The 18,061-nt window shown below is 36.4% G+C and carries 20 protein-coding genes, 2 pseudogenes and 1 other annotated feature; of the genes and pseudogenes, 8 read left to right on the top strand and 14 right to left on the bottom strand.

All coding sequences use genetic code 11. The annotated features are described in order from the left end of the window. Positions 1–183: 183 nt before the first annotated feature. A pseudogene (locus tag DN408_RS31845) lies at positions 184–735 on the bottom strand (LysR family transcriptional regulator substrate-binding protein); the annotation flags it as partial. Here DN408_RS31845 and DN408_RS02425 point away from each other — a divergent pair. Continuing rightward, a pseudogene (locus DN408_RS02425) lies at positions 734–1,042 on the top strand (EamA family transporter); the annotation flags it as partial. The pseudogenes DN408_RS31845 and DN408_RS02425 sit on opposite strands and share 2 nt — an antisense overlap. A gap of 11 nt (positions 1,043–1,053) precedes the next feature. Here the strand turns inward: DN408_RS02425 and refZ are convergent. Beyond that, positions 1,054–1,692, bottom strand: a complete 639-nt coding sequence (gene refZ / locus DN408_RS02430; RefSeq protein ID WP_002088994.1) for a forespore capture DNA-binding protein RefZ — start codon at positions 1,690–1,692, stop codon at positions 1,054–1,056. A 147-nt stretch (positions 1,693–1,839) separates the two neighbouring features. Between refZ and DN408_RS02435 the strand changes: the two genes are divergently transcribed. Further along, positions 1,840–2,319 (top strand): GAF domain-containing protein, encoded by a 480-nt coding sequence (locus DN408_RS02435; RefSeq protein ID WP_002129416.1) that lies wholly within the window; start codon positions 1,840–1,842, stop codon positions 2,317–2,319. A 199-nt stretch (positions 2,320–2,518) separates the two neighbouring features. Here the strand turns inward: DN408_RS02435 and megL are convergent, their stop codons facing one another. Beyond that, positions 2,519–3,697, bottom strand: a complete 1,179-nt coding sequence (gene megL, locus DN408_RS02440; RefSeq protein WP_078177719.1) for a methionine gamma-lyase — start codon at positions 3,695–3,697, stop codon at positions 2,519–2,521. A gap of 398 nt (positions 3,698–4,095) precedes the next feature. Between megL and rpsD the strand changes: the two genes are divergently transcribed. Continuing rightward, positions 4,096–4,698, top strand: coding sequence for a 30S ribosomal protein S4 (gene rpsD / locus DN408_RS02445; RefSeq protein ID WP_002015568.1), 603 nt, complete (start codon positions 4,096–4,098; stop codon positions 4,696–4,698). Positions 4,699–5,077: 379 nt separating this feature from the next. On the opposite strand, the gene DN408_RS02450 is transcribed toward rpsD, so the two are convergent. After that, complete coding sequence (locus DN408_RS02450; RefSeq protein WP_000050938.1) at positions 5,078–5,206, bottom strand: hypothetical protein; 129 nt, start codon at positions 5,204–5,206, stop codon at positions 5,078–5,080. Positions 5,207–5,391: 185 nt separating this feature from the next. Here DN408_RS02450 and DN408_RS02455 point away from each other — a divergent pair, with 185 nt between their 5' ends. Then, positions 5,392–5,694, top strand: a complete 303-nt coding sequence (locus DN408_RS02455) for a YjdJ family protein (protein WP_002167568.1) — start codon at positions 5,392–5,394, stop codon at positions 5,692–5,694. A 78-nt stretch (positions 5,695–5,772) separates the two neighbouring features. On the opposite strand, the gene tyrS is transcribed toward DN408_RS02455, so the two are convergent. From tyrS to acsA, 7 genes are all read right to left on the bottom strand, one after another. Further along, positions 5,773–7,029 (bottom strand): tyrosine--tRNA ligase, encoded by a 1,257-nt coding sequence (gene tyrS / locus DN408_RS02460; protein ID WP_002015575.1) that lies wholly within the window; start codon positions 7,027–7,029, stop codon positions 5,773–5,775. A 69-nt stretch (positions 7,030–7,098) separates the two neighbouring features. Continuing rightward, positions 7,099–7,327: a binding site (T-box leader), on the bottom strand. 77 nt (positions 7,328–7,404) lie between these two features. Next, the gene (locus DN408_RS02465) at positions 7,405–7,650 is read right to left on the bottom strand and encodes a hypothetical protein (RefSeq protein WP_002129419.1); all 246 of its coding nucleotides are present in this window, start codon (positions 7,648–7,650) and stop codon (positions 7,405–7,407) included. Next, positions 7,631–8,176 carry an RNA polymerase sigma factor gene (locus DN408_RS02470; protein ID WP_002129421.1) on the bottom strand — a complete coding sequence of 182 codons (546 nt, stop codon included), beginning with the start codon at positions 8,174–8,176 and terminating at the stop codon, positions 7,631–7,633. Before DN408_RS02470 ends, DN408_RS02465 begins: the two co-directional genes overlap by 20 nt. Then, entirely contained in the window at positions 8,157–8,612 is a 456-nt protein-coding gene (locus DN408_RS02475; RefSeq protein WP_002129423.1) for a hypothetical protein, read from the bottom strand. Before DN408_RS02475 ends, DN408_RS02470 begins: the two co-directional genes overlap by 20 nt. A gap of 67 nt (positions 8,613–8,679) precedes the next feature. After that, positions 8,680–9,237 carry a maltose acetyltransferase domain-containing protein gene (locus DN408_RS02480; protein ID WP_002129424.1) on the bottom strand — a complete coding sequence of 186 codons (558 nt, stop codon included), beginning with the start codon at positions 9,235–9,237 and terminating at the stop codon, positions 8,680–8,682. 185 nt (positions 9,238–9,422) lie between these two features. Then, complete coding sequence (locus tag DN408_RS02485) at positions 9,423–9,887, bottom strand: GNAT family N-acetyltransferase (protein WP_002129425.1); 465 nt, start codon at positions 9,885–9,887, stop codon at positions 9,423–9,425. Positions 9,888–10,031: 144 nt separating this feature from the next. After that, positions 10,032–11,750 carry an acetate--CoA ligase gene (gene acsA / locus DN408_RS02490; RefSeq protein ID WP_016102955.1) on the bottom strand — a complete coding sequence of 573 codons (1,719 nt, stop codon included), beginning with the start codon at positions 11,748–11,750 and terminating at the stop codon, positions 10,032–10,034. 176 nt (positions 11,751–11,926) lie between these two features. Here acsA and acuA point away from each other — a divergent pair, with 176 nt between their 5' ends. From acuA to DN408_RS02510, 4 genes are all read left to right on the top strand, one after another. Then, positions 11,927–12,559, top strand: a complete 633-nt coding sequence (acuA, locus tag DN408_RS02495; protein ID WP_002112293.1) for an acetoin utilization protein acetyltransferase AcuA — start codon at positions 11,927–11,929, stop codon at positions 12,557–12,559. A gap of 17 nt (positions 12,560–12,576) precedes the next feature. Further along, a complete protein-coding gene (locus DN408_RS02500; protein ID WP_002167567.1) occupies positions 12,577–13,221 on the top strand; it encodes an acetoin utilization AcuB family protein in 645 nt (214 codons plus the stop codon). Further along, positions 13,218–14,384, top strand: a complete 1,167-nt coding sequence (gene acuC, locus DN408_RS02505) for an acetoin utilization protein AcuC (RefSeq protein WP_078177721.1) — start codon at positions 13,218–13,220, stop codon at positions 14,382–14,384. The genes DN408_RS02500 and acuC overlap by 4 nt, the downstream gene beginning before the upstream one ends. 143 nt (positions 14,385–14,527) lie before the next feature. Further along, positions 14,528–15,388: an alpha/beta fold hydrolase gene (locus DN408_RS02510; RefSeq protein ID WP_370458374.1), complete on the top strand. Its 861-nt coding sequence runs from the start codon at positions 14,528–14,530 to the stop codon at positions 15,386–15,388. A 66-nt stretch (positions 15,389–15,454) separates the two neighbouring features. Here DN408_RS02510 and DN408_RS02515 read toward each other — a convergent pair whose 3' ends face one another. From DN408_RS02515 to DN408_RS02525, 3 genes are all read right to left on the bottom strand, one after another. Further along, complete coding sequence (locus tag DN408_RS02515) at positions 15,455–15,724, bottom strand: hypothetical protein (RefSeq protein ID WP_147739948.1); 270 nt, start codon at positions 15,722–15,724, stop codon at positions 15,455–15,457. 87 nt (positions 15,725–15,811) lie between these two features. Then, complete coding sequence (locus tag DN408_RS02520; protein WP_003191846.1) at positions 15,812–16,501, bottom strand: response regulator transcription factor; 690 nt, start codon at positions 16,499–16,501, stop codon at positions 15,812–15,814. Position 16,502: 1 nt separating this feature from the next. Then, on the bottom strand, positions 16,503–17,957 hold the full coding sequence (locus DN408_RS02525) for a sensor histidine kinase (protein WP_016120905.1): 1,455 nt from the start codon (positions 17,955–17,957) through the stop codon (positions 16,503–16,505). Between the last annotated feature and the right edge of the window lie 104 nt (positions 17,958–18,061).

Here is an 18,061-nt window from a genome sequence, read left to right on the forward strand (position 1 = left end):
GTATAAAAAGGGAATTCCCCTATATTTAACAACTAACAATGTTCTAATCATACCATGTAATGACGTGTTTTTGACCTAGTTTTTTTTAAAATTTCATGTTTCTTTACATGTGATTGTAATATTTCTTAATATTCCACTTATTCCATTATCCGTCCTCAAATGAATGCAATAAAGGTAAGACTTTTACGGGCAGTTAATGCAGGATAACGAGCTCTCTTTCATATGAGAGACGAAATAAATCTTTCGCATTAGTGGTGGTTCTACAGAAATCGCACGTACGTTACCTTGCATTACGGCTTACTGTAAAGCGGTTTCCGGAAGCAATGTTATACCAAGTCCAGCTCCTACCATCGCAATCATCGGTTCTGCATAAGATGTTTCAACCGCAATTATTGGTTTCGCGCCCATACATTGAAACACATTCATAATCATTTTCCTTACATCACATATTTCTGGGTATACAATTAGCTGTTCATTTTGCAACTCTTCCATTCGGATTACCTTTTTCACTCTATACGGATGATCATTTGAAACAGCACAAACGATTTTTTCTTCCCGCATTTCTTATATATATGTAGCGCCTTCTACTACTGAATCGATGAACATCGCTTCAACTTTTCACTCTTTAAATAACTCTATTAATACTTTCATATGCTCAATTTTCCATTCTATTTCATATGTATCCTCTAATAAGTCTTTACACTTTGATATGTAATGAGCCGCTAAACTCGGTACAAATATAATTTCTGTACCGTCACTACATACCGTTATGAGCGTTCGTTTTGAACTCCTTTATATGTCGATTGTTGCGGGGGGTATCACTGTATTTTGCTGGAACACGGGAAATCGATATATTTCATCTATTAACGGCATATTATTTATGAATTTAGTTCCTGTATTTGCACTTATCGGTTCTATGTTTCAAAGTTATACTGTCGATAACATAGAAATTGCCGTTGCCTCATTAACAATTATTGCGCTAGTATGCAACAATTTATGGCAAAGAAAACAACATATAAAAATCCCCACCTCAGTTCGTTAGGTGGGGATTTTTCACATATGAACAGCTCTTGGTAGTTCATAATACATACTCGCTTTATATAATGTTCGTTCCATCCATTGCTCAATTTCCTTCGTATACATTTCTAAGAAAAACGTCTCAGACGGAAATGAGTGTAGCACCTCTGATATATATTGTGGATATAAAAACGGCATATTCATCATGCCTTTTAATTGCGTCATAAACATTGTAAAAGATACCTTTTTAAATTCTTGCTTCATTTGTCCTTGTTTAATGATTTGCTCTATATAATATCTTTCTCTAGAAAAATAGACGGTCATCACTTCACGAATTAATGTCGTATCAAGCGAAAGCTCTCTATAAAAAAAACGTGTCAGTTCTCTATTATCAAATTGATATCGTAAAATCCCGCGCACCATTTGCACCATCACATCTTTAGCCGATAAATATTCTCTCTGTTCAAATGACGTTTCAATTACGTGAATATATCCTTCTAAAAAATCAGTAATAAGCTGTTCTAATAACCCTTGCTTTCCAGCAAAATAATATGAAATATTCGCTACATTCACATCCGCTCGCTTTGCAATTTCTCGCACCGACGTTCCATCATAACCTTTCGTGTTAAACAACGATATTGCCGCATCAATTACTTTTTGTTTCGTCTGTTTCATGCGCTCACTTCCTCTCAATGAACAGCTATAGTTTAAATTTCTTGACTTTTAAGACAAATTCCTTTAATTTTCTATCGACAAAGTCATGTGAAATACATCGTATTTTGCTATCGTTTTACATATCTCGCTAAAAAGGGAGTTGTTTCCATGTTTACAAAAGAAAGTTATGCAGGATCTCGTGAAGAGCAATATGAGACAGTAATTAAACAACTGGATGCATTATTAACTGGCGAACCGAACGTAGTCGCAAACTTATCAAATGCGTCCGCACTATTAAATCAATTTTTAGATCGCGTTAATTGGGTTGGCTTTTATGTAACAGAAGGAAATCAACTTGTTCTTGGACCATTCCAAGGGATGCCAGCTTGCGTGCGTATTCCGTTCGGACGTGGTGTTTGCGGCGTTGCAGCTGAAACAAAAACAACGCAACTTGTAGCAGATGTTCACCAATTCCCAGGACATATCGCTTGCGATAGTGCCTCTAATTCTGAAATCGTTGTACCGATTATAAAAGAAGGAAATATCATTGGTGTGCTTGATATTGATAGTCCTGAAAAAAATCGTTTCGATGAAGTAGATCAGCACTATTTAGAAAAGTTTGTGGAAACACTCCTAAAACATATTTAATAAAGAAAAGAGTGAGCTATCGATTACGTACGTAACGTACGAAACCGATAGCTCACTCTTTTTTATCCCGCATTAACGAGCAGTAAATTCGGCGAATACAAGGAAGTTAAGTGGGAGATAACTGCCCGTAAAAGCCCGATTGGTGAGGGCTAATAATCAGCCGGGGATGGACAAAACCCCCACTGATTAAAGTTTCATTTTATTGATTACTAACAGTAGATATCTTCTTTAGTGCCTGTTCTAAATCAGAAACGATATCTTCCCATGATTCTAAGCCGACAGATAGGCGTATTAAATTATCAAAAATACCCATTTCTTTTCTTAGTTCAGCCGGAATAGCTGCATGTGTCATCGTCGCTGGATGCTGAATTAACGTTTCTGTATCACCTAAACTTACGGCAATTGTAATAAAATGGAGGTCATTGATAAACGACTGTGTTTCCTCTTTCACGCCTTTAATTGAAAAAGAAATAACGCCCCCACCTCGTTTCATTTGCCGAGATGCTAATTCTCCCTCCGGATACCAAACACCTTCTACTGCTTCATGATTTTTCAAAAACGATACAATTTTTTCCGCATTATCACAATGACGATCCATTCTTACTGCTAATGTTTTTAATCCGCGTAACAATAACCACGCGTCAAACGGCGCCATAATACCGCCGATATCTTTTCGCATCGGACGGATTTTGTCAGCTAACGTTTTCGTTCTACAAATTGTTACACCCGCTACAACATCCCCGTGACCACCAATATATTTTGTCGCACTATGGACGACGGCGTCACAACCAAGTTCAAGAGGTCTTTGTAAATAAGGTGAACAAAACGTATTATCAACAATAACAAGCAAGTCATTTCGCTTCGCTACCCCGATCACCTTTTCTAAATCAATTAATTTCATCGTTGGATTAATCGGTGTTTCAACGAAAATGAGCTTTGTATTTGGACGAATTTTATTTTCAATATCAGTCTCTGTCTCCATATCACAAAACGAATGCGTAATCATAAATTTCTCTTCTAATACTTCTAAAAAACCGTACGTACATCCATATAATCCATTTGAACAAATAATATGATCTCCAGCCTTTAGAAAACCGATTAACGTTGCTGAAATGGCTGCCATACCTGAACCGAACGCCAGCGCTTCCTCTCCACCTTCTAAAACAGCCATACGTTCTTCAAATAATTTCACAGTTGGATTCCCAAGCCTTGAATAAATATAAGATGGATCTTCTCCCGCAAAACTCGCTTCCCCTTGCTGTGCTGTCTCAAACGTAAATGTAGAAGTTTGAAATAAAGGTGGTGTTAAACTCCCTTTATTTTCATTTGATTCATATCCATGATGAATTAATGCTGTCTCTATATGTTTCTTTTTCATAAAAACATCCCCCTTATGTCTTTATTGCCACATATCCACCAGGAAAAATCTGATGAACGTTTTTACTACATTTTATGTAAGCGTTTTATTTGTGTTTCTATCTTTTCTTTTATATTGTTTTAAATTCCTTCTTGTTAATTTCCAAAATTTATCTGCATAAAACAAAAAGGGAGTCTCTTGACGAAACTGTAAGTAAAAGATATAATAGCGTTTGTGTAAAATAAAAAGGCAGCCTTGTAATGTGAGTTTATCGTTTGTATTTTGTTCCTCTGCGGAGGTGTATCTCGTAACTCCCTGCTGCTGGAGCGAAGGTACATGAAAACAAAATACCCGTAAATATCGATTACGTCTGTTTTTATTTTACGAAAATAAAAACATTTTTAAAGGAGGAGTCAACTATGGCTCGTTATACAGGTCCAGCATGGAAACTGTCTCGTCGTCTTGGAATCTCTCTAAGCGGCACAGGAAAAGAATTAGAAAAACGCCCTTACGCACCAGGTCCTCACGGTCCTAACCAACGTAAGAAACTTTCAGAATACGGTTTACAATTACAAGAGAAACAAAAACTTCGTCACATGTACGGCATGACTGAACGTCAATTCCGTCGCACATTTGACCAAGCAGGTAAAATGCCTGGTAAGCACGGCGAAAACTTCATGATCCTTCTTGAAGCTCGTCTTGACAACCTAGTTTACCGCATGGGCTTAGCTCGCACTCGTCGTGCAGCTCGCCAATTAGTAAACCACGGTCACATCACGGTTGATGGCGCTCGCGTAGATATCCCATCTTACCGCGTTAAACCTAACCAAACTATCAGCGTTCGCGAAAAATCTAACAGCCTTGTTGTTGTTAAAGAAGCGATCGAAGTTAACAACTTCGTACCAGAATACTTAACTTTCGATGCTGATAAGTTAGAAGCTACTTACACTCGTCACGCTGAGCGTTCTGAGTTAGCAGCTGAAATCAACGAAGCATTAATCGTAGAGTTCTACTCTCGTTAATCTCGGTACTCTGCAAAGAGTATTATTAAAAGCCTTAGGACCCTTGTTTATCAAGGGTCCTGGGCTTTTTTTATTTATATAAATATCGTATGTATAGTAAGATACTTCAAGGAAGTTTTTTCATGAGTTATGGATAATCGTCCTTACTTCTCTTTTATTCATTCCAACGATTGGATTCTCTTTAATACTAGCTCCGTTTATTGTGCAAAATTTTATAATCCATCTTCATTACATGCTGTTATACTTATTTCCTTAAACATATAATCATTTCATTTTCAGACTACTCCTTTTTTCATTACTTCCAAATTATATCTCAATAGAAAAAGCTACCAAAGAAACTAAAACGTTCTCTCTGGTAGCTTTTATTTATATATTAAAATTATTTATTTTCCTCTTTTTGAACATATACATAAGCATCTTTCTGCTCTTTATGTACATCAACCTTCGAATGCTCTGCAAGCTGACCAGCGTTTAGCAAAGAAAAAATAATGAGCGCTTCTAGTGACATTTTGTTTTACCACTCCTTTCTATTTGTTATACGTTTATCATATCGCTTACATGTGATTTCCGTATGAACTCGAAAAGGAGATTACAACAAAAAGGTTACAGGATTGCTAACTATATTTTATCTACAGAATAGTTTATTAAGGCAAATTATCACGTTATAATAACCATAAAATGGGGGTGTTTTTTTTGACAATAAACCAAATGGTTCAGTTAGGCAGTGCATTTATGCTGTTTATTACTTCAGCACTTATGAGTTGGTATCAAGGGAGTAATTTAATAGATAATCCTGATGAATGGAAATATAGCGCTAAGTTTACGAATTATTTTAAAGGGTACGTTTCACATTATGACGATATTTATCAAATCGATTTCTTTATATATGCGGCAAAATTTTATCCCGGGGCATTTGTCGTTATGCTAATTAGCTTACTTTACATGCTCGTATTAATTCTTCATATTCTATTTAAAAGAAATCATGAGGCAATTTAAATGCATACATAAAAACCCCGAACGATAGACTTTTCAGCCTACCATTCGGGGTACTATTTGTTTTAAATTCGTTTCTGATTAGTAACGAATTAAGAAATATTTCTTCTTACCGCGGCGAATGATTGTAAATTTACCTTCGATGCGGTCGTTTTCTGTTACAACGTAGTCTAACGCTTGTGTACGCTCACCGTTTACGTAGATTGCACCGTTCGTTACATCTTCACGTGCTTGACGTTTAGATGGTGAAATTTTGCTTTCTACAAGTAAGTCGATTAATACTGTATCTTCTGCAGTACGTTCTACAGATGGTACGTCTTTGAATCCTTGCTCGATTTCGCTTGCAGTAAGTTCTGCTACAGAGCCACTGAATAATGCAGCTGAAATTTTAATTGCTTGCTCTAACGCTTCTTCGCCATGAACAAGTTTTGTCATTTCAGATCCTAATGATTTTTGTGCTGCACGTTTTTCTGGTGCTTCAGTTACTTGCTTTTCAAGCTCAAGAATTTCTTCATGAGATAAGAATGTGAAGTATTTTAAGTATTTAACAACGTCGCGGTCATCTGTGTTAATCCAGAATTGGTAGAACTCGTAAGGAGTTGTTTTCTCTGGGTCTAACCAAATTGCGCCGCCTTCTGTTTTACCAAACTTCGTACCGTCAGATTTTGTAACTAGTGGAATTGTTAAACCGAACGCTTTCGCATCTTCTTCTGATTTACGGATTAATTCAAGACCAGCTGTAATGTTACCCCATTGGTCACTACCACCGATTTGTAGACGGCAATTATGGTTTTGGTATAAGTTTAAGAAGTCGTATGATTGTAAAATCATATAACTAAACTCAGTGAATGAAATACCAGTATCTAAACGAGATGCTACTGTATCTTTTGCTAACATATAGTTTAAACCGAAGTTTTTACCGATATCGCGTAAGAATGAAATTACATCTAAGTTACCAAGCCAATCATAGTTGTTAGCCATTGTTGCTGGGTTGTCCACGTTTTCAAACTCTAAGAAGTTTGAAAGTTGGTTTTTAATGCTTTCTGTGTAGTAAGCAACTGTATCTTTCGTATTTAATGTACGCTCTGCTTTTTTACCACTTGGGTCACCGATCATGCCAGTACCACCGCCAACAAGTGCAATTGGTTGGTGACCAGCTAATTGGAAACGACGTAACATTAATACTGGTAACATATGACCGATGTGTAAGCTATCCGCTGTCGGGTCGAAACCACAGTATAATTTAACGCTTTCTTTTTCTAATAATTGCTCAAGTCCCTCAGCATCTGTTTGCTGATTAATTAAACCGCGAAATTCAAGATCTTGTAAAATACCCATATCCTACATACTCTCCTTTAAGTTCATTACTGGCGTGAAGGTTGAAAACATAAAAAAATCGCCCCTTAAATAAGGGACGATTTTGATTATCGCGTTACCACCCTAGTTGCAGGCAAAAAAAGCCTACCACCTTATTTACATAACGGCTTAGCACCGTCTTTTCCCTTTTGAATACACTTCAATCGAAAAAAGATGCTCTAGGGGCGTAATTCGCGATCATCTATGTGCTGATTTCCACCGACCATCAGCTCTCTAAAACAGGGAAATGATCACTACTTCTCCCTTTCCACGCTCAATTATTCATATACTTTTCTTTATACCATCATTTATATAGGCGTGTCAAATAGAGGTATGAGTTCTTTCCCTACCAATCCTTTATAAAGTCGCAAGGAATATCGTAATAAGAGAAATAACTGGAACACCAACTAATAACGACACATGAAACACAACCGATAAATCATTCCCAATCGTCGCTTCCACAGGATCTTTCGCTGGAGAAGCAAGAAATCCAAGAAATCGCTCGAAGCGGCTTACCGTTTTTGGAAAATCCGGTATTTCTACATGATCGCTATCTAAATGCTGCTTTAATTTATATTCATTCTTAAAGGGATTTTCGTTCAATTTCATCCACCTCCAGCAATTGTTTTAATTTCTTTATCCCGTTATGAAGTCTCGACTTCACTGTTCCAACAGGAATATCCAGTACCTCTGCAATTTCTTTTTGCTGCATATCATGATAATAAGAAAGAATCAGGACCGCTCGCTGTTCTTCAGGAACTTTCAAAATTGCTTCTCTTACCGTAAGCCGGTCTTCGTGGGAAAACTCTACCTCTTGCATTGGTACTAAAAACGGTAAGAGCGAACGCCACTTTTTTCTTCTATTTAATTTATTAATCATAAGACGGTAACCGATTTGAAATAAATACGTTTTAATTTTTCCTTTTCGGGTTTCATACATATGTTTCTTACGCTCTAGAGTCAAAAACGTATCTTGAACGAGATCTATACTCAGTTGTTCATCACGATTAAATCGATACAAAAATGTATATAGCGCTGGTTTGATTAAAACATATAGTTTTTCTCCAGCTTGCTTATCTCCATTTTGGTACGCAAGCATGAGCTCCTCCTCAATCCCAATCTGCGCCATTTTTTTTGATCTCCTTTATTCCTTTTAACGTTAATGAAATACGGGAAATTAAATATGCACTTGCGACAATGACCCATGCTTGTGACTGATTCGTAAAAAATTGAATATATGGGTTTTGAATCGTATGGCCGGTTGAAACTAAAATATTTAACGCTAGCACACATATACATGCATACACTGCAAGACAGACCGAAATTGTATCAAATACATTCCAACGAAAATATATTTTTGTTTTTGTAAAATCAATTTTATTTCCATTTTTTCGTACAATATACTTCTTATCAAACGGAATAAGGATTGAAAAAATAACAATCATAATAATCCCAAATGTAATCATTGAAATTTTAAATCCAATTGGTATAGGTAATAACATACCACAAGAAAACACAACTATAATTCCAATTAAAGCAAAAGTAAGCATCAATTTATTGGACATATAAAAATCCTCCCTCATCTATTCTTTCATAAATGTATACAGACGAGGAAGGCGCTTCGTTCAAATATTATTTTATTTTTTTTATGATTCTCGCAGGATTCCCGCCAACTACTACATTATCTGGCACATCTTTCGTTACAACAGCGCCAGATGCGATGACAGCATTATCTCCAATTGTTACGCCCGGATTAATAATCGCTCTTCCGCCAATCCATACGTTATCGCCAATTGTAACTGGTTTTCCGTACTCTGATCCGCTTATGCGCTCTACTGGATCAAGCGGATGCGTTGCTGTATAAATGTGAACACCTGGAGCTAACATACAGTTCACTCCGATTGTAACTGGGCATACGTCTAAAATCGTACAGTCAAAGTTTGCGTAAAAGTTTTCACCAACGTGAATGTTATAACCGTAATCACATCTAAAAGAAGATTCAAGATGAATGTTATCTCCAGTCGTTCCGAATAATTCTTTTACGATTGCACTACGTTCTTCTAGCTTTACTTCTGGTGTTTCATTTAATTTTCTCGTTAATATACGAGCTTGCTCCCTGTCCTTTACTAAAACTGGATCAGCCGGTATGTACATTTCCCCTTGTATCATCTTTTCTTTTTCTGTTTTCATTTTACTGCCCCCTTTAACTTATATATATAAGTTATTCATTCTTATAATAGCATACAAAAAGAAAGAGTGTGGTTCAAACACACTCTTTCTTCCATAAAAAATCCGGTTCTTTTCGGCGTCAAATTACGTAACGAAAGTCAACTGTTTTATAGGAAGTCCCCTTTTAATACTTATAAATAGCTTTCTTAAATAGATTTAATCATATTTATATTTGTAATTTCATAGCCTAACTTTTCATATAATCCACGAGCAACTTTGTTATGACCAAAAACATGAAGTCCAATTTTTTTCATTCCTAATTCTTTAGCAATCACTTCAAGTTCTTTCATTGCCTTTTTACCATACCCTAACCCTTGATATTGCTCAAAAATAATAAAGTCATAAATAAAACCTGCCTCATTACTTGTAGGCGCTTTTTGTGCAATCCAAATCATTCCAACTAGATTTTGATCATGAAAGATAGAGTATAAGTAATTGTACTCGGTTTTTTCACCTTTTGGTAACAGCCGGTCAAATTCTATTTTGGACAAGTTAACAGCTTCATCTTCACTCCAATTTCCAGCAGCAACCTTCTCTTTCGCATAATCTTCAATCGCATACTCACAATAACGCTGAAACTCCTCTTCGGCCATAGGCTTTAGTGTAATCACGTATTTCTCCTCCCGCTATGTTAATTATTCTTTATTTTAAATCTTTAATCCCATTGAAAAAGGTAAGCAAACATAACTAATATGTTTGCTTACCTTCTATTTTCAAAATTTCAAATCACGATAATACTTACATTTAAATATTCTCTAATCTTCCATCGTCGATAAGTCACCTGTTGGTAAGTTTAATTCCCACGCTTTTAATACGCGGCGCATAATTTTACCACTTCTCGTTTTCGGTAATTTATCTCTAAATTCAATTTGTCTTGGAGCTGCATGAGCTGCTAAGCCTTTTTTCACAAATTGACGAATCTCTTCTTTTAATTCTTCAGATGGTTCGTATCCCACGCGAAGCGCGATAAATGCTTTAATGATTTCCCCGCGTACTGGATCAGGAATACCAATTACACCAGCTTCTGCTACAGCAGCATGCTCGATTAATTTACTTTCTACTTCAAACGGACCAACACGCTCACCTGACGTCATAATTACATCATCAATGCGCCCTTGGAACCAGAAGTATCCATCTTCATCCATATAAGCTGAATCACCTGATACGTACCAATCTCCCGGCATAAAGTAAGAATCATATTTTTGTGGGTTATTCCAGATTCCACGCATCATAGATGGCCAACCTTTACCAATTGCTAAGTTCCCCATTGTGTATGGAGGCACTTCATTTCCTTCATTATCAACAATCGCTGCTTTCACACCCGGAATTGGTTTCCCCATTGAACCTGGACGGATTTCCATACAAGGATAGTTACAAATAACTTGTCCACCTGTTTCTGTCATCCACCACGTATCATGAATACGAAGTCCAAATGCGCTCATACCCCAGCGAATTACTTCTGGATTTAATGGCTCACCAACACTTAATACGTGACGCACTTGTGATAAATCATATTTTTTAATTGCGTCTTGTCCAGCTCCCATTAACATACGGAACGCTGTCGGTGCACTATACCAAACTGTTACACCGTAATCTTGCAGTGCTTCATACCATGCCTCTGGACTAAATCTCCCGCCTAAAATAACATTTGATGCTCCCACTAACCACGGTGCAAAAATACCGTAAGCTGTTCCAGTTACCCAGCCTGGGTCAGCTGTACACCAATATACATCATCTTCTTTTAAATCTAATACCCATTTCGCTGTTTGATAGTGCTGAACCATTGCGTTTTGAGCATGAAGGACGCCTTTTGGCTTACCAGTAGAACCAGATGTGTAATGTAGAATTAAACCGTCTTCACGGCCTAACCACTCGATATGTAATTCTTTTGAAGCTTGTTCAAATAAAGGATTGAACGCTACAGTTTTACCGCCTTCTTCTGCATTGTCTCCAACAAGGAAGACTGTTTTTAAAGCAGGTAAATCATTTAATGGTATGCGCTCTAACAATTCAGGAGTTGTAATTAACACCTTAGCTTCGCTATCTTCTAAACGATCGCGAACTGCGCCTTCCATAAATGCTTCAAATAATGGTCCAACAATTGCCCCTAATTTCACTGCACCTAAAAGTGCGAAATATAATTCTGGGGAACGCGGCATAAAAATAAAAACGCGATCGCCTTTCTCAACATCGCCATAGTTTTTCAGGACATTTCCTGCTTTATTAGAAAAATCCTTCATTTCCTTAAACGTATATTTCTCTTTTCGCGATCCATCTTGATAATAAAGTGCTACTTTATTCTTTCGATCTGATTTCGCATGCTTATCAATTGCCTCATACGCCATATTTACTCGTCCTGTTTCATTCCAAGTAAAATTTTTATTAACCTCTTCCCAGTTAAAATTCGCGTATGCCTCTTCATAATTCGGCAAATTATTTTCTCCTTTAATGACAGGAAGCGTTTCCACTTTCATACTTTACATCCCCCTCCTATGTATTCTATTATCTATTATAATGACATTATTTAAAATTTTCAGTATTTTTGTTGATTTTTAGACAAATTTTTAATGACAAAATTCGATTCACATCGCATATATTATAAAGTACGATATTAATAGATTCACAAACCCTCAAGGTGGTGAGCAATAAATTGATTCATAAAAAAATATATAATGCCAGAAACTTAAAAACAGCGAAAGGCACTTTAATTATTGAAGGTCCTGTCTCTACACATAATCTTGAAATGTATGAATTTCATCCAGACTTAATTGCGTTTCGTCCTGCCGAGCAGCAATATAAAGCAATTGTCGAAATTTCTAAATTACCAGAAGCTCGTCTCATTATTGCTAGACATGACCAAACGATCGTTGGATATGTTACATACTTATATCCTGATCCGCTCGAGCGATGGTCAGAAGGAAAGATTGAAAACTTAATTGAACTCGGGGCGATTGAAGTTGTCCCAGCCTTTCGTGGTTGCTCTGTCGGAAAAAATTTATTAGAAGTTTCAATGATGGACGATCATATGGAAGATTACATTATATTAACGACTGAATATTATTGGCACTGGGATTTAAAACAAACAGGCTTAAATGTTTGGGAATACCGAAAAGTAATGGAAAAAATGATGAATGCTGGTGGTTTACAATGGATGGCTACAGACGATCCTGAAATTTGTTCACACCCGGCTAACTGTTTAATGGTTCGCATCGGTAAACGCGTCGATACGGATTCCATTCAAGCATTTGATCGTCTACGTTTTCACAATCGTTTTATGTATTAATAAAGGGGGCAACTGGAATGATTGTAGAAGAAATTATGAATCAAAATGTAGTAACACTACATCCAAACGATACAATTGAAACAGCAATCCGAACGATACGTACGAAAGGTATTCGGCACATTCCAATTGTCGATCAAAATAATCACGTAGTAGGCATTATTTCTGATCGAGATGTAAGAGATGCAAGTCCGTCTATTTTAGATGAACAAGTTTCACTCGATATGCTGAAGCAACCGCTTGAACTCATAATGAAACACCCTATTATGACTTGTCACCCTCTCGATTTCGTTGAGGAAATTGCGACTTTATTTTTTGAAAATAAAATAGGCTGTCTTCCTGTTACGAAAGCTGGAAAACTCGTAGGTATCATTTCTGAATCTACAGTGCTGCACACGTTAGTAAAATTAACAGGAGCTCATCAACCAAGTTCACAAATTGAAATTCAAGTGAAAAATGAACCTGGTATTCTTGGAAAAGTCGTTGCTATTTTTAGTGATTTACAAATAAATATTGTGAGCGTTCTCGTCTATCCAGCAAAAGATGAGAATGATAAAGTACTCGTTTTCCGCATTCAAACGATGAATCCTCTAAAAGTGATCGATGCACTCGAAGCAGAGGGCTACCGCGTATTATGGCCAAACATAATGGGGATGCAAGCATGAGCAGCGCCTTCATTTATTCGGATGACTTTCGGGGCTATTCTTTTAGCCCTGATCATCCTTTTAACCAACTACGCGTCACACTTACGTATGACTTATTACAAAAGAGTGGTTTTATCTCCCCTTCTCAAGTCATCTCGCCAAGAATGGCTACAGATGAGGAAATTGCATTCATTCATACAGAGGAGTACATAAATGCGGTAAAACTTGCTGGAGAAGGAAAGCTAGAAAAATCAATTGCGATGACATATGGGCTTGGAACAGAAGATACACCAATGTTTCCAAATATGCATGAAGCAAGTGCATTACTCGTTGGCGGAACATTAACAGCTGTCGATGCTATTCTTTCCGGAAAAGTAAAGCATGCGCTTAATTTAGGCGGCGGCTTACATCATGGCTTTCGCGGGAAAGCATCTGGCTTTTGTATTTATAACGATAGCTCTATCGCAATGAAATATATTCAGAAGAAATACGGTTTACGCGTTTTATATATTGATACAGATGCTCATCACGGTGACGGGGTACAATGGTCTTTTTACGACGATCCTAACGTATGCACCATTTCATTACACGAAACTGGGCGTTATTTATTTCCTGGAACTGGCGCAGTAAATGAACGTGGACAAGGAAATGGATATAATTATTCTTTTAACGTTCCACTCGACGCTTTTACAGAAGACGAATCATTTTTAGATTCATATCGAACAGTTGTAAAAGAAGTGGCAGCATACTTTAAACCGGATATTATTTTAACGCAAAATGGTGCTGATGCACATTATTACGATCCACTTACACACCTTTGCGCAACGATGAACATTTACCGTGAAATACCGAAGCTCGCTCGTGAAATCGCTAATGAATATTGCGACGGGCGCTGGATTGCTGTCGGCGGTGGTGGCTATGATCACTGGCGCGTCGTACCAAGAGCTTGGGCACTCATTTGGCTCGAAATGAACAACATCCAAAACATCTCAGGTTATCTCCCTCCAGAATGGATTGACGCTTGGAAAGGACAAGCAGAAACCGACCTTCCCCTTACATGGGAAGATCCAGACAACATGTATCAACCTATCCCTAGAAAACCAGAAATCGAAGAAAAAAATGCATTAACTGTAGCGAAATCTCTTGAAATTATTCGGAATAATATGACAAAATCTTTATATTAAACAGAGAGGAGGCTCGCTTTTTGAACAGCCTCCTTTCTTTTATAGTTTGTTTGCTACTATTGTTGTGTTTTGTCGTTAAATCGATATTCCGTGTCGAATCGATGATATATTTTTTATTTATTAATGAACTAACCCCAACTCTAATGAGAAAAGGTAGTGACACTATGTGGAAACAACAAATAATCAACACGAAACGCGGCACATTCGAACTCTTTACAAAAGGAAATGGCGAACCGCTTTGTATTACACATCACTATTCACAATTTAATGACACTGGCGATTACTTTGCGGATGTTTTCACTGCTACGCATCGTGTATTGCTCATTAATTTACGAAACGCTGGTAACTCAGCAAAAGCCAATTCAGAAAAAGAATTAAGTATGATTGAAACCGTTCACGACTTAGAAGCAATACGAGAAGCTTTACAACTCCCAACATGGCATTTCGCTGGCCACTCAACAGGCGGTATGCTTGGACTTTTATATGCGATTACATATCCAAATTCCTTACAATCATTAGTCATCGTTGGAGCCGCAGCAAGTAACTATACCGAAACACTATTTTGCATTTATCACCCAGCACATCCTCAGTTTCATTATATGCAACAACTCATCGAAACTTTAAAAAGCCCTCACCTTACAAGTGAAGAACGGAAAGAACTATCTACTAAGAGAACAAAATTATCATTGTATAAACCCGAAAACTACAAATTTTATTTTTGTAAACCAATCAAAAAAACTATGTCCGCTAGCCGGATGAACACTTTCGCCAATGAATATCCGTCATTTGATTTAAGAGAGAATTTACCTTCCATCCAAACAAAGACCCTTATTATATGCGGAAGATATGATGTACAGTGCCCGATCCAATATTCTATCGAGATGCATGAGGGTATACGTAATTCTATCTTTGTGATATTTGAGGAGAGTAACCATTATCCTTTTTTAGAAGAAGCTGCTCAGTTTACTTCTACTACTCAAACATTTTATAAATCGTTACACTAATACCGTTATTACTAAGGAAAGCTCACAGCCTCTATAAGAATATGAACTTTTTTCAAAAGAAATATTTCACACTAGAAACAACAAGAAGAACAAAAAAATCATTAAGCCTACATCAATGAATATCGACTTTTTATCTCCTGCTTTTATACTCATCATCAAATTAGAAATTATTTTAATTCCCAAAAAAACCATCATAAATAACCCACCGAAATGATCATTCGTAGAATCTTCATCATAAAACATTTGTATTGCACCGATAATTAATAAGATAAGTATGATATTGGTTCCAATCTTTAAAGCCTTGTTTGATTTATTATCTTTTAATGTATCTCCCAAAATGTAGCACGCCCTCTCATGCTCTCCTATGTTTTATCTCTCTTTATATCTTAACATAAAAAACCTACCAATTACTTGGCAGGTACATTACACGTTAAAGCGATAACCAGCTCCCCACACTGTTTCAATATATTGCGGGTGAGCAGGATCTCTTTCAATTTTTTCACGTAGCTTTCTAATGTGAACAACGACAGTGGCTAAATCGCCAGCTGATTCTAGTCCCCAAATACGTTCAAATAACTGTTCTTTATTTAATACTTGGTTTGGATGCGTTACAAAGAATGTTAATAAATCAAATTCTTTCATTGTAAACGCAATTTCTTCATTGTTTATAAAAACTTTTCTCGCTCGCTGATCGATAGAAATTCCATGAATATATAACGTATCGCGTTGCTTACTCACATTTCCTGATAATCTTTCATAACGAGAAATATGTGCTTTTACTCTTGCGACTAATTCACTTGGACTAAACGGCTTCGTTATATAATCATCCGCGCCTAAACCGAGTCCGCGAATTTTATCTATATCCTCCTTCTTTGCTGAAACAAGTAAAATCGGAATGTCTTTTATAGCACGTATTTGTTTACAAATTTCAAAACCATTCATTTTCGGAAGCATAATATCTAAAATAATTAAATCATAATCTTCCTGTAAAGCCCTTTGTAAGCCTGTTTCTCCAGAATGCTCTACATCAACTTGAAAATCACTAATTTCTAAATAATCTCGCTGTAATTCTGCAATACTTATTTCATCTTCTACTAGTAAAATTCTCTTCATTCTACTCACCACATTCCTGCACTTTTTTCAATGAGAAGAAAATACTTGTACCTTCCCCAAGCTTACTTTCCGCCCAAATTTCCCCGCCATGTTCTTCAACAATTTGCTTCGCTATCGCTAAGCCAAGTCCACTTCCACCTGTGCTAGAATTTCGCGATTGCTCTGCACGATAAAACCGCTCAAATATATACGGCAGCGTATCAGCTTCTATACCTGACCCATTGTCCATCACTTTCACAATAACTTTATTGTTATCACTCAATACTGTTACAGTAATTTTCTTCTCTTCTTTATCCATGTATTTCACACTATTATGAATCAAATTTGATATAACTCTATTTATCTTTTCGCAATCAGCCGTTACATATAGTGGTGATGATTGTAATTGTAAGTAAACTTCTATACCTTCCTCACTTAAATCCATCTGCATCTCTTCTAATAATTCCTGCATAAACACGTTTAACTCTATCGTTTCAAACTGAAAGGGAACTCGATTCAAATCAAGCTTTGAAAACAAAAAGAGCTCATCAATGAGTGTATCCATATGTTTTGCCTTCGTATGAATGGTCGTTAAATACTTATCCATTTTTTCTGGCGTATTTGCGACTCCATCTTTTATGCCTTCTACATATCCAATAATAGATGTAATCGGTGTTTTTAAATCATGAGATATGTTTGAAATGAGTTCTTTTCGATTTTCTTCATACTGTGTTTGCATCTCTATCGACTCTTTTAATCTCTTCCTCATTTCCTCAAACCCTTGATTTAATCGCCCAATCTCATCATAGGATGTAACTGGAATTTGAAAATCTAAATCCCCTTCTTTAATTCTCCCAGTCGCATCTTTCAATACAAAAATTGGTTTTATCACACTTCTTGAGACGAAATAACTTAATAACCCTATGAGTAAAATGGCTAACAGTAAAAGCGCTCCGAACAAAATTGGAAATAATTTTTGTGTAAGATCGACAAATGAACTCTGCCTTTTTAGTACAAATATACTCCCTTCTTCATCTCCGGGAAAATAAAAATCAAATTTTACATATCGATAAAATGTATCGCCTAGTTCCGTTGTACCACGACTATTAATATTTGCTGATTCAAATTTCGGAATGGCTTCTTTTAAAGATACACCTTCAAATATTTTTGTAGCATAAGAAATGGTTTCTCCCTTTCTTACAACTATTTTCACACCTTCTTTTTCAAGTGATGAAACGAACGATTCATCTAATAGTTGTGATTGATTTTTTTTTGCCGCTAATTTCAATTCAATATACGTATTCTCTTCTTCTGGCGTAAGCGGCTTTTGAATATAGGAACTTTTATAGAAATTTTTCACTGATTCCAAGTCTCCTGTTATGGAAAAAACAATTAAAAATCCCGCGACTAATATGAGCGTGATGGAAACGAGAATAACAGCGATATAAGAAAATAAAAATCTTGTTTTAATAGACATATCTTACATCCTCACTTTAACAAACCTTGTTATTCATAAGCATAAAAATATATGTTCAAATACTCAAGCGATTTTATAGTAATTTTAGCACCAGTTTATAAAAA

The sequence above is a fragment of the Bacillus sp. AR13-1 genome, from assembly GCF_008042285.1.
In the GTDB taxonomy this organism is placed as follows: Bacteria; Bacillota; Bacilli; order Bacillales; family Bacillaceae_G; genus Bacillus_A; species Bacillus_A mycoides.

Bases quoted from the DNA above. Each gene is read 5' to 3' on its own strand.
- refZ (WP_002088994.1), bottom strand. From the start codon at position 1,692: ATGAAACAGACGAAACAAAAAGTAATTGATGCGGCAATATCGTTGTTT.
- DN408_RS02435 (WP_002129416.1), top strand. From the start codon at position 1,840: ATGTTTACAAAAGAAAGTTATGCAGGATCTCGTGAAGAGCAATATGAG.
- megL (WP_078177719.1), bottom strand. From the start codon at position 3,697: ATGAAAAAGAAACATATAGAGACAGCATTAATTCATCATGGATATGAA.
- rpsD (WP_002015568.1), top strand. From the start codon at position 4,096: ATGGCTCGTTATACAGGTCCAGCATGGAAACTGTCTCGTCGTCTTGGA.
- DN408_RS02450 (WP_000050938.1), bottom strand. From the start codon at position 5,206: ATGTCACTAGAAGCGCTCATTATTTTTTCTTTGCTAAACGCTGGTCAG.
- tyrS (WP_002015575.1), bottom strand. From the start codon at position 7,029: ATGGGTATTTTACAAGATCTTGAATTTCGCGGTTTAATTAATCAGCAA.
- DN408_RS02470 (WP_002129421.1), bottom strand. From the start codon at position 8,176: ATGGCGCAGATTGGGATTGAGGAGGAGCTCATGCTTGCGTACCAAAAT.
- DN408_RS02475 (WP_002129423.1), bottom strand. From the start codon at position 8,612: ATGTCCAATAAATTGATGCTTACTTTTGCTTTAATTGGAATTATAGTT.
- DN408_RS02480 (WP_002129424.1), bottom strand. From the start codon at position 9,237: ATGAAAACAGAAAAAGAAAAGATGATACAAGGGGAAATGTACATACCG.
- acsA (WP_016102955.1), bottom strand. From the start codon at position 11,750: ATGAAAGTGGAAACGCTTCCTGTCATTAAAGGAGAAAATAATTTGCCG.
- DN408_RS02500 (WP_002167567.1), top strand. From the start codon at position 12,577: ATGATTGTAGAAGAAATTATGAATCAAAATGTAGTAACACTACATCCA.
- acuC (WP_078177721.1), top strand. From the start codon at position 13,218: ATGAGCAGCGCCTTCATTTATTCGGATGACTTTCGGGGCTATTCTTTT.
- DN408_RS02510 (WP_370458374.1), top strand. From the start codon at position 14,528: ATGAGAAAAGGTAGTGACACTATGTGGAAACAACAAATAATCAACACG.
- DN408_RS02520 (WP_003191846.1), bottom strand. From the start codon at position 16,501: ATGAAGAGAATTTTACTAGTAGAAGATGAAATAAGTATTGCAGAATTA.
- DN408_RS02525 (WP_016120905.1), bottom strand. From the start codon at position 17,957: ATGTCTATTAAAACAAGATTTTTATTTTCTTATATCGCTGTTATTCTC.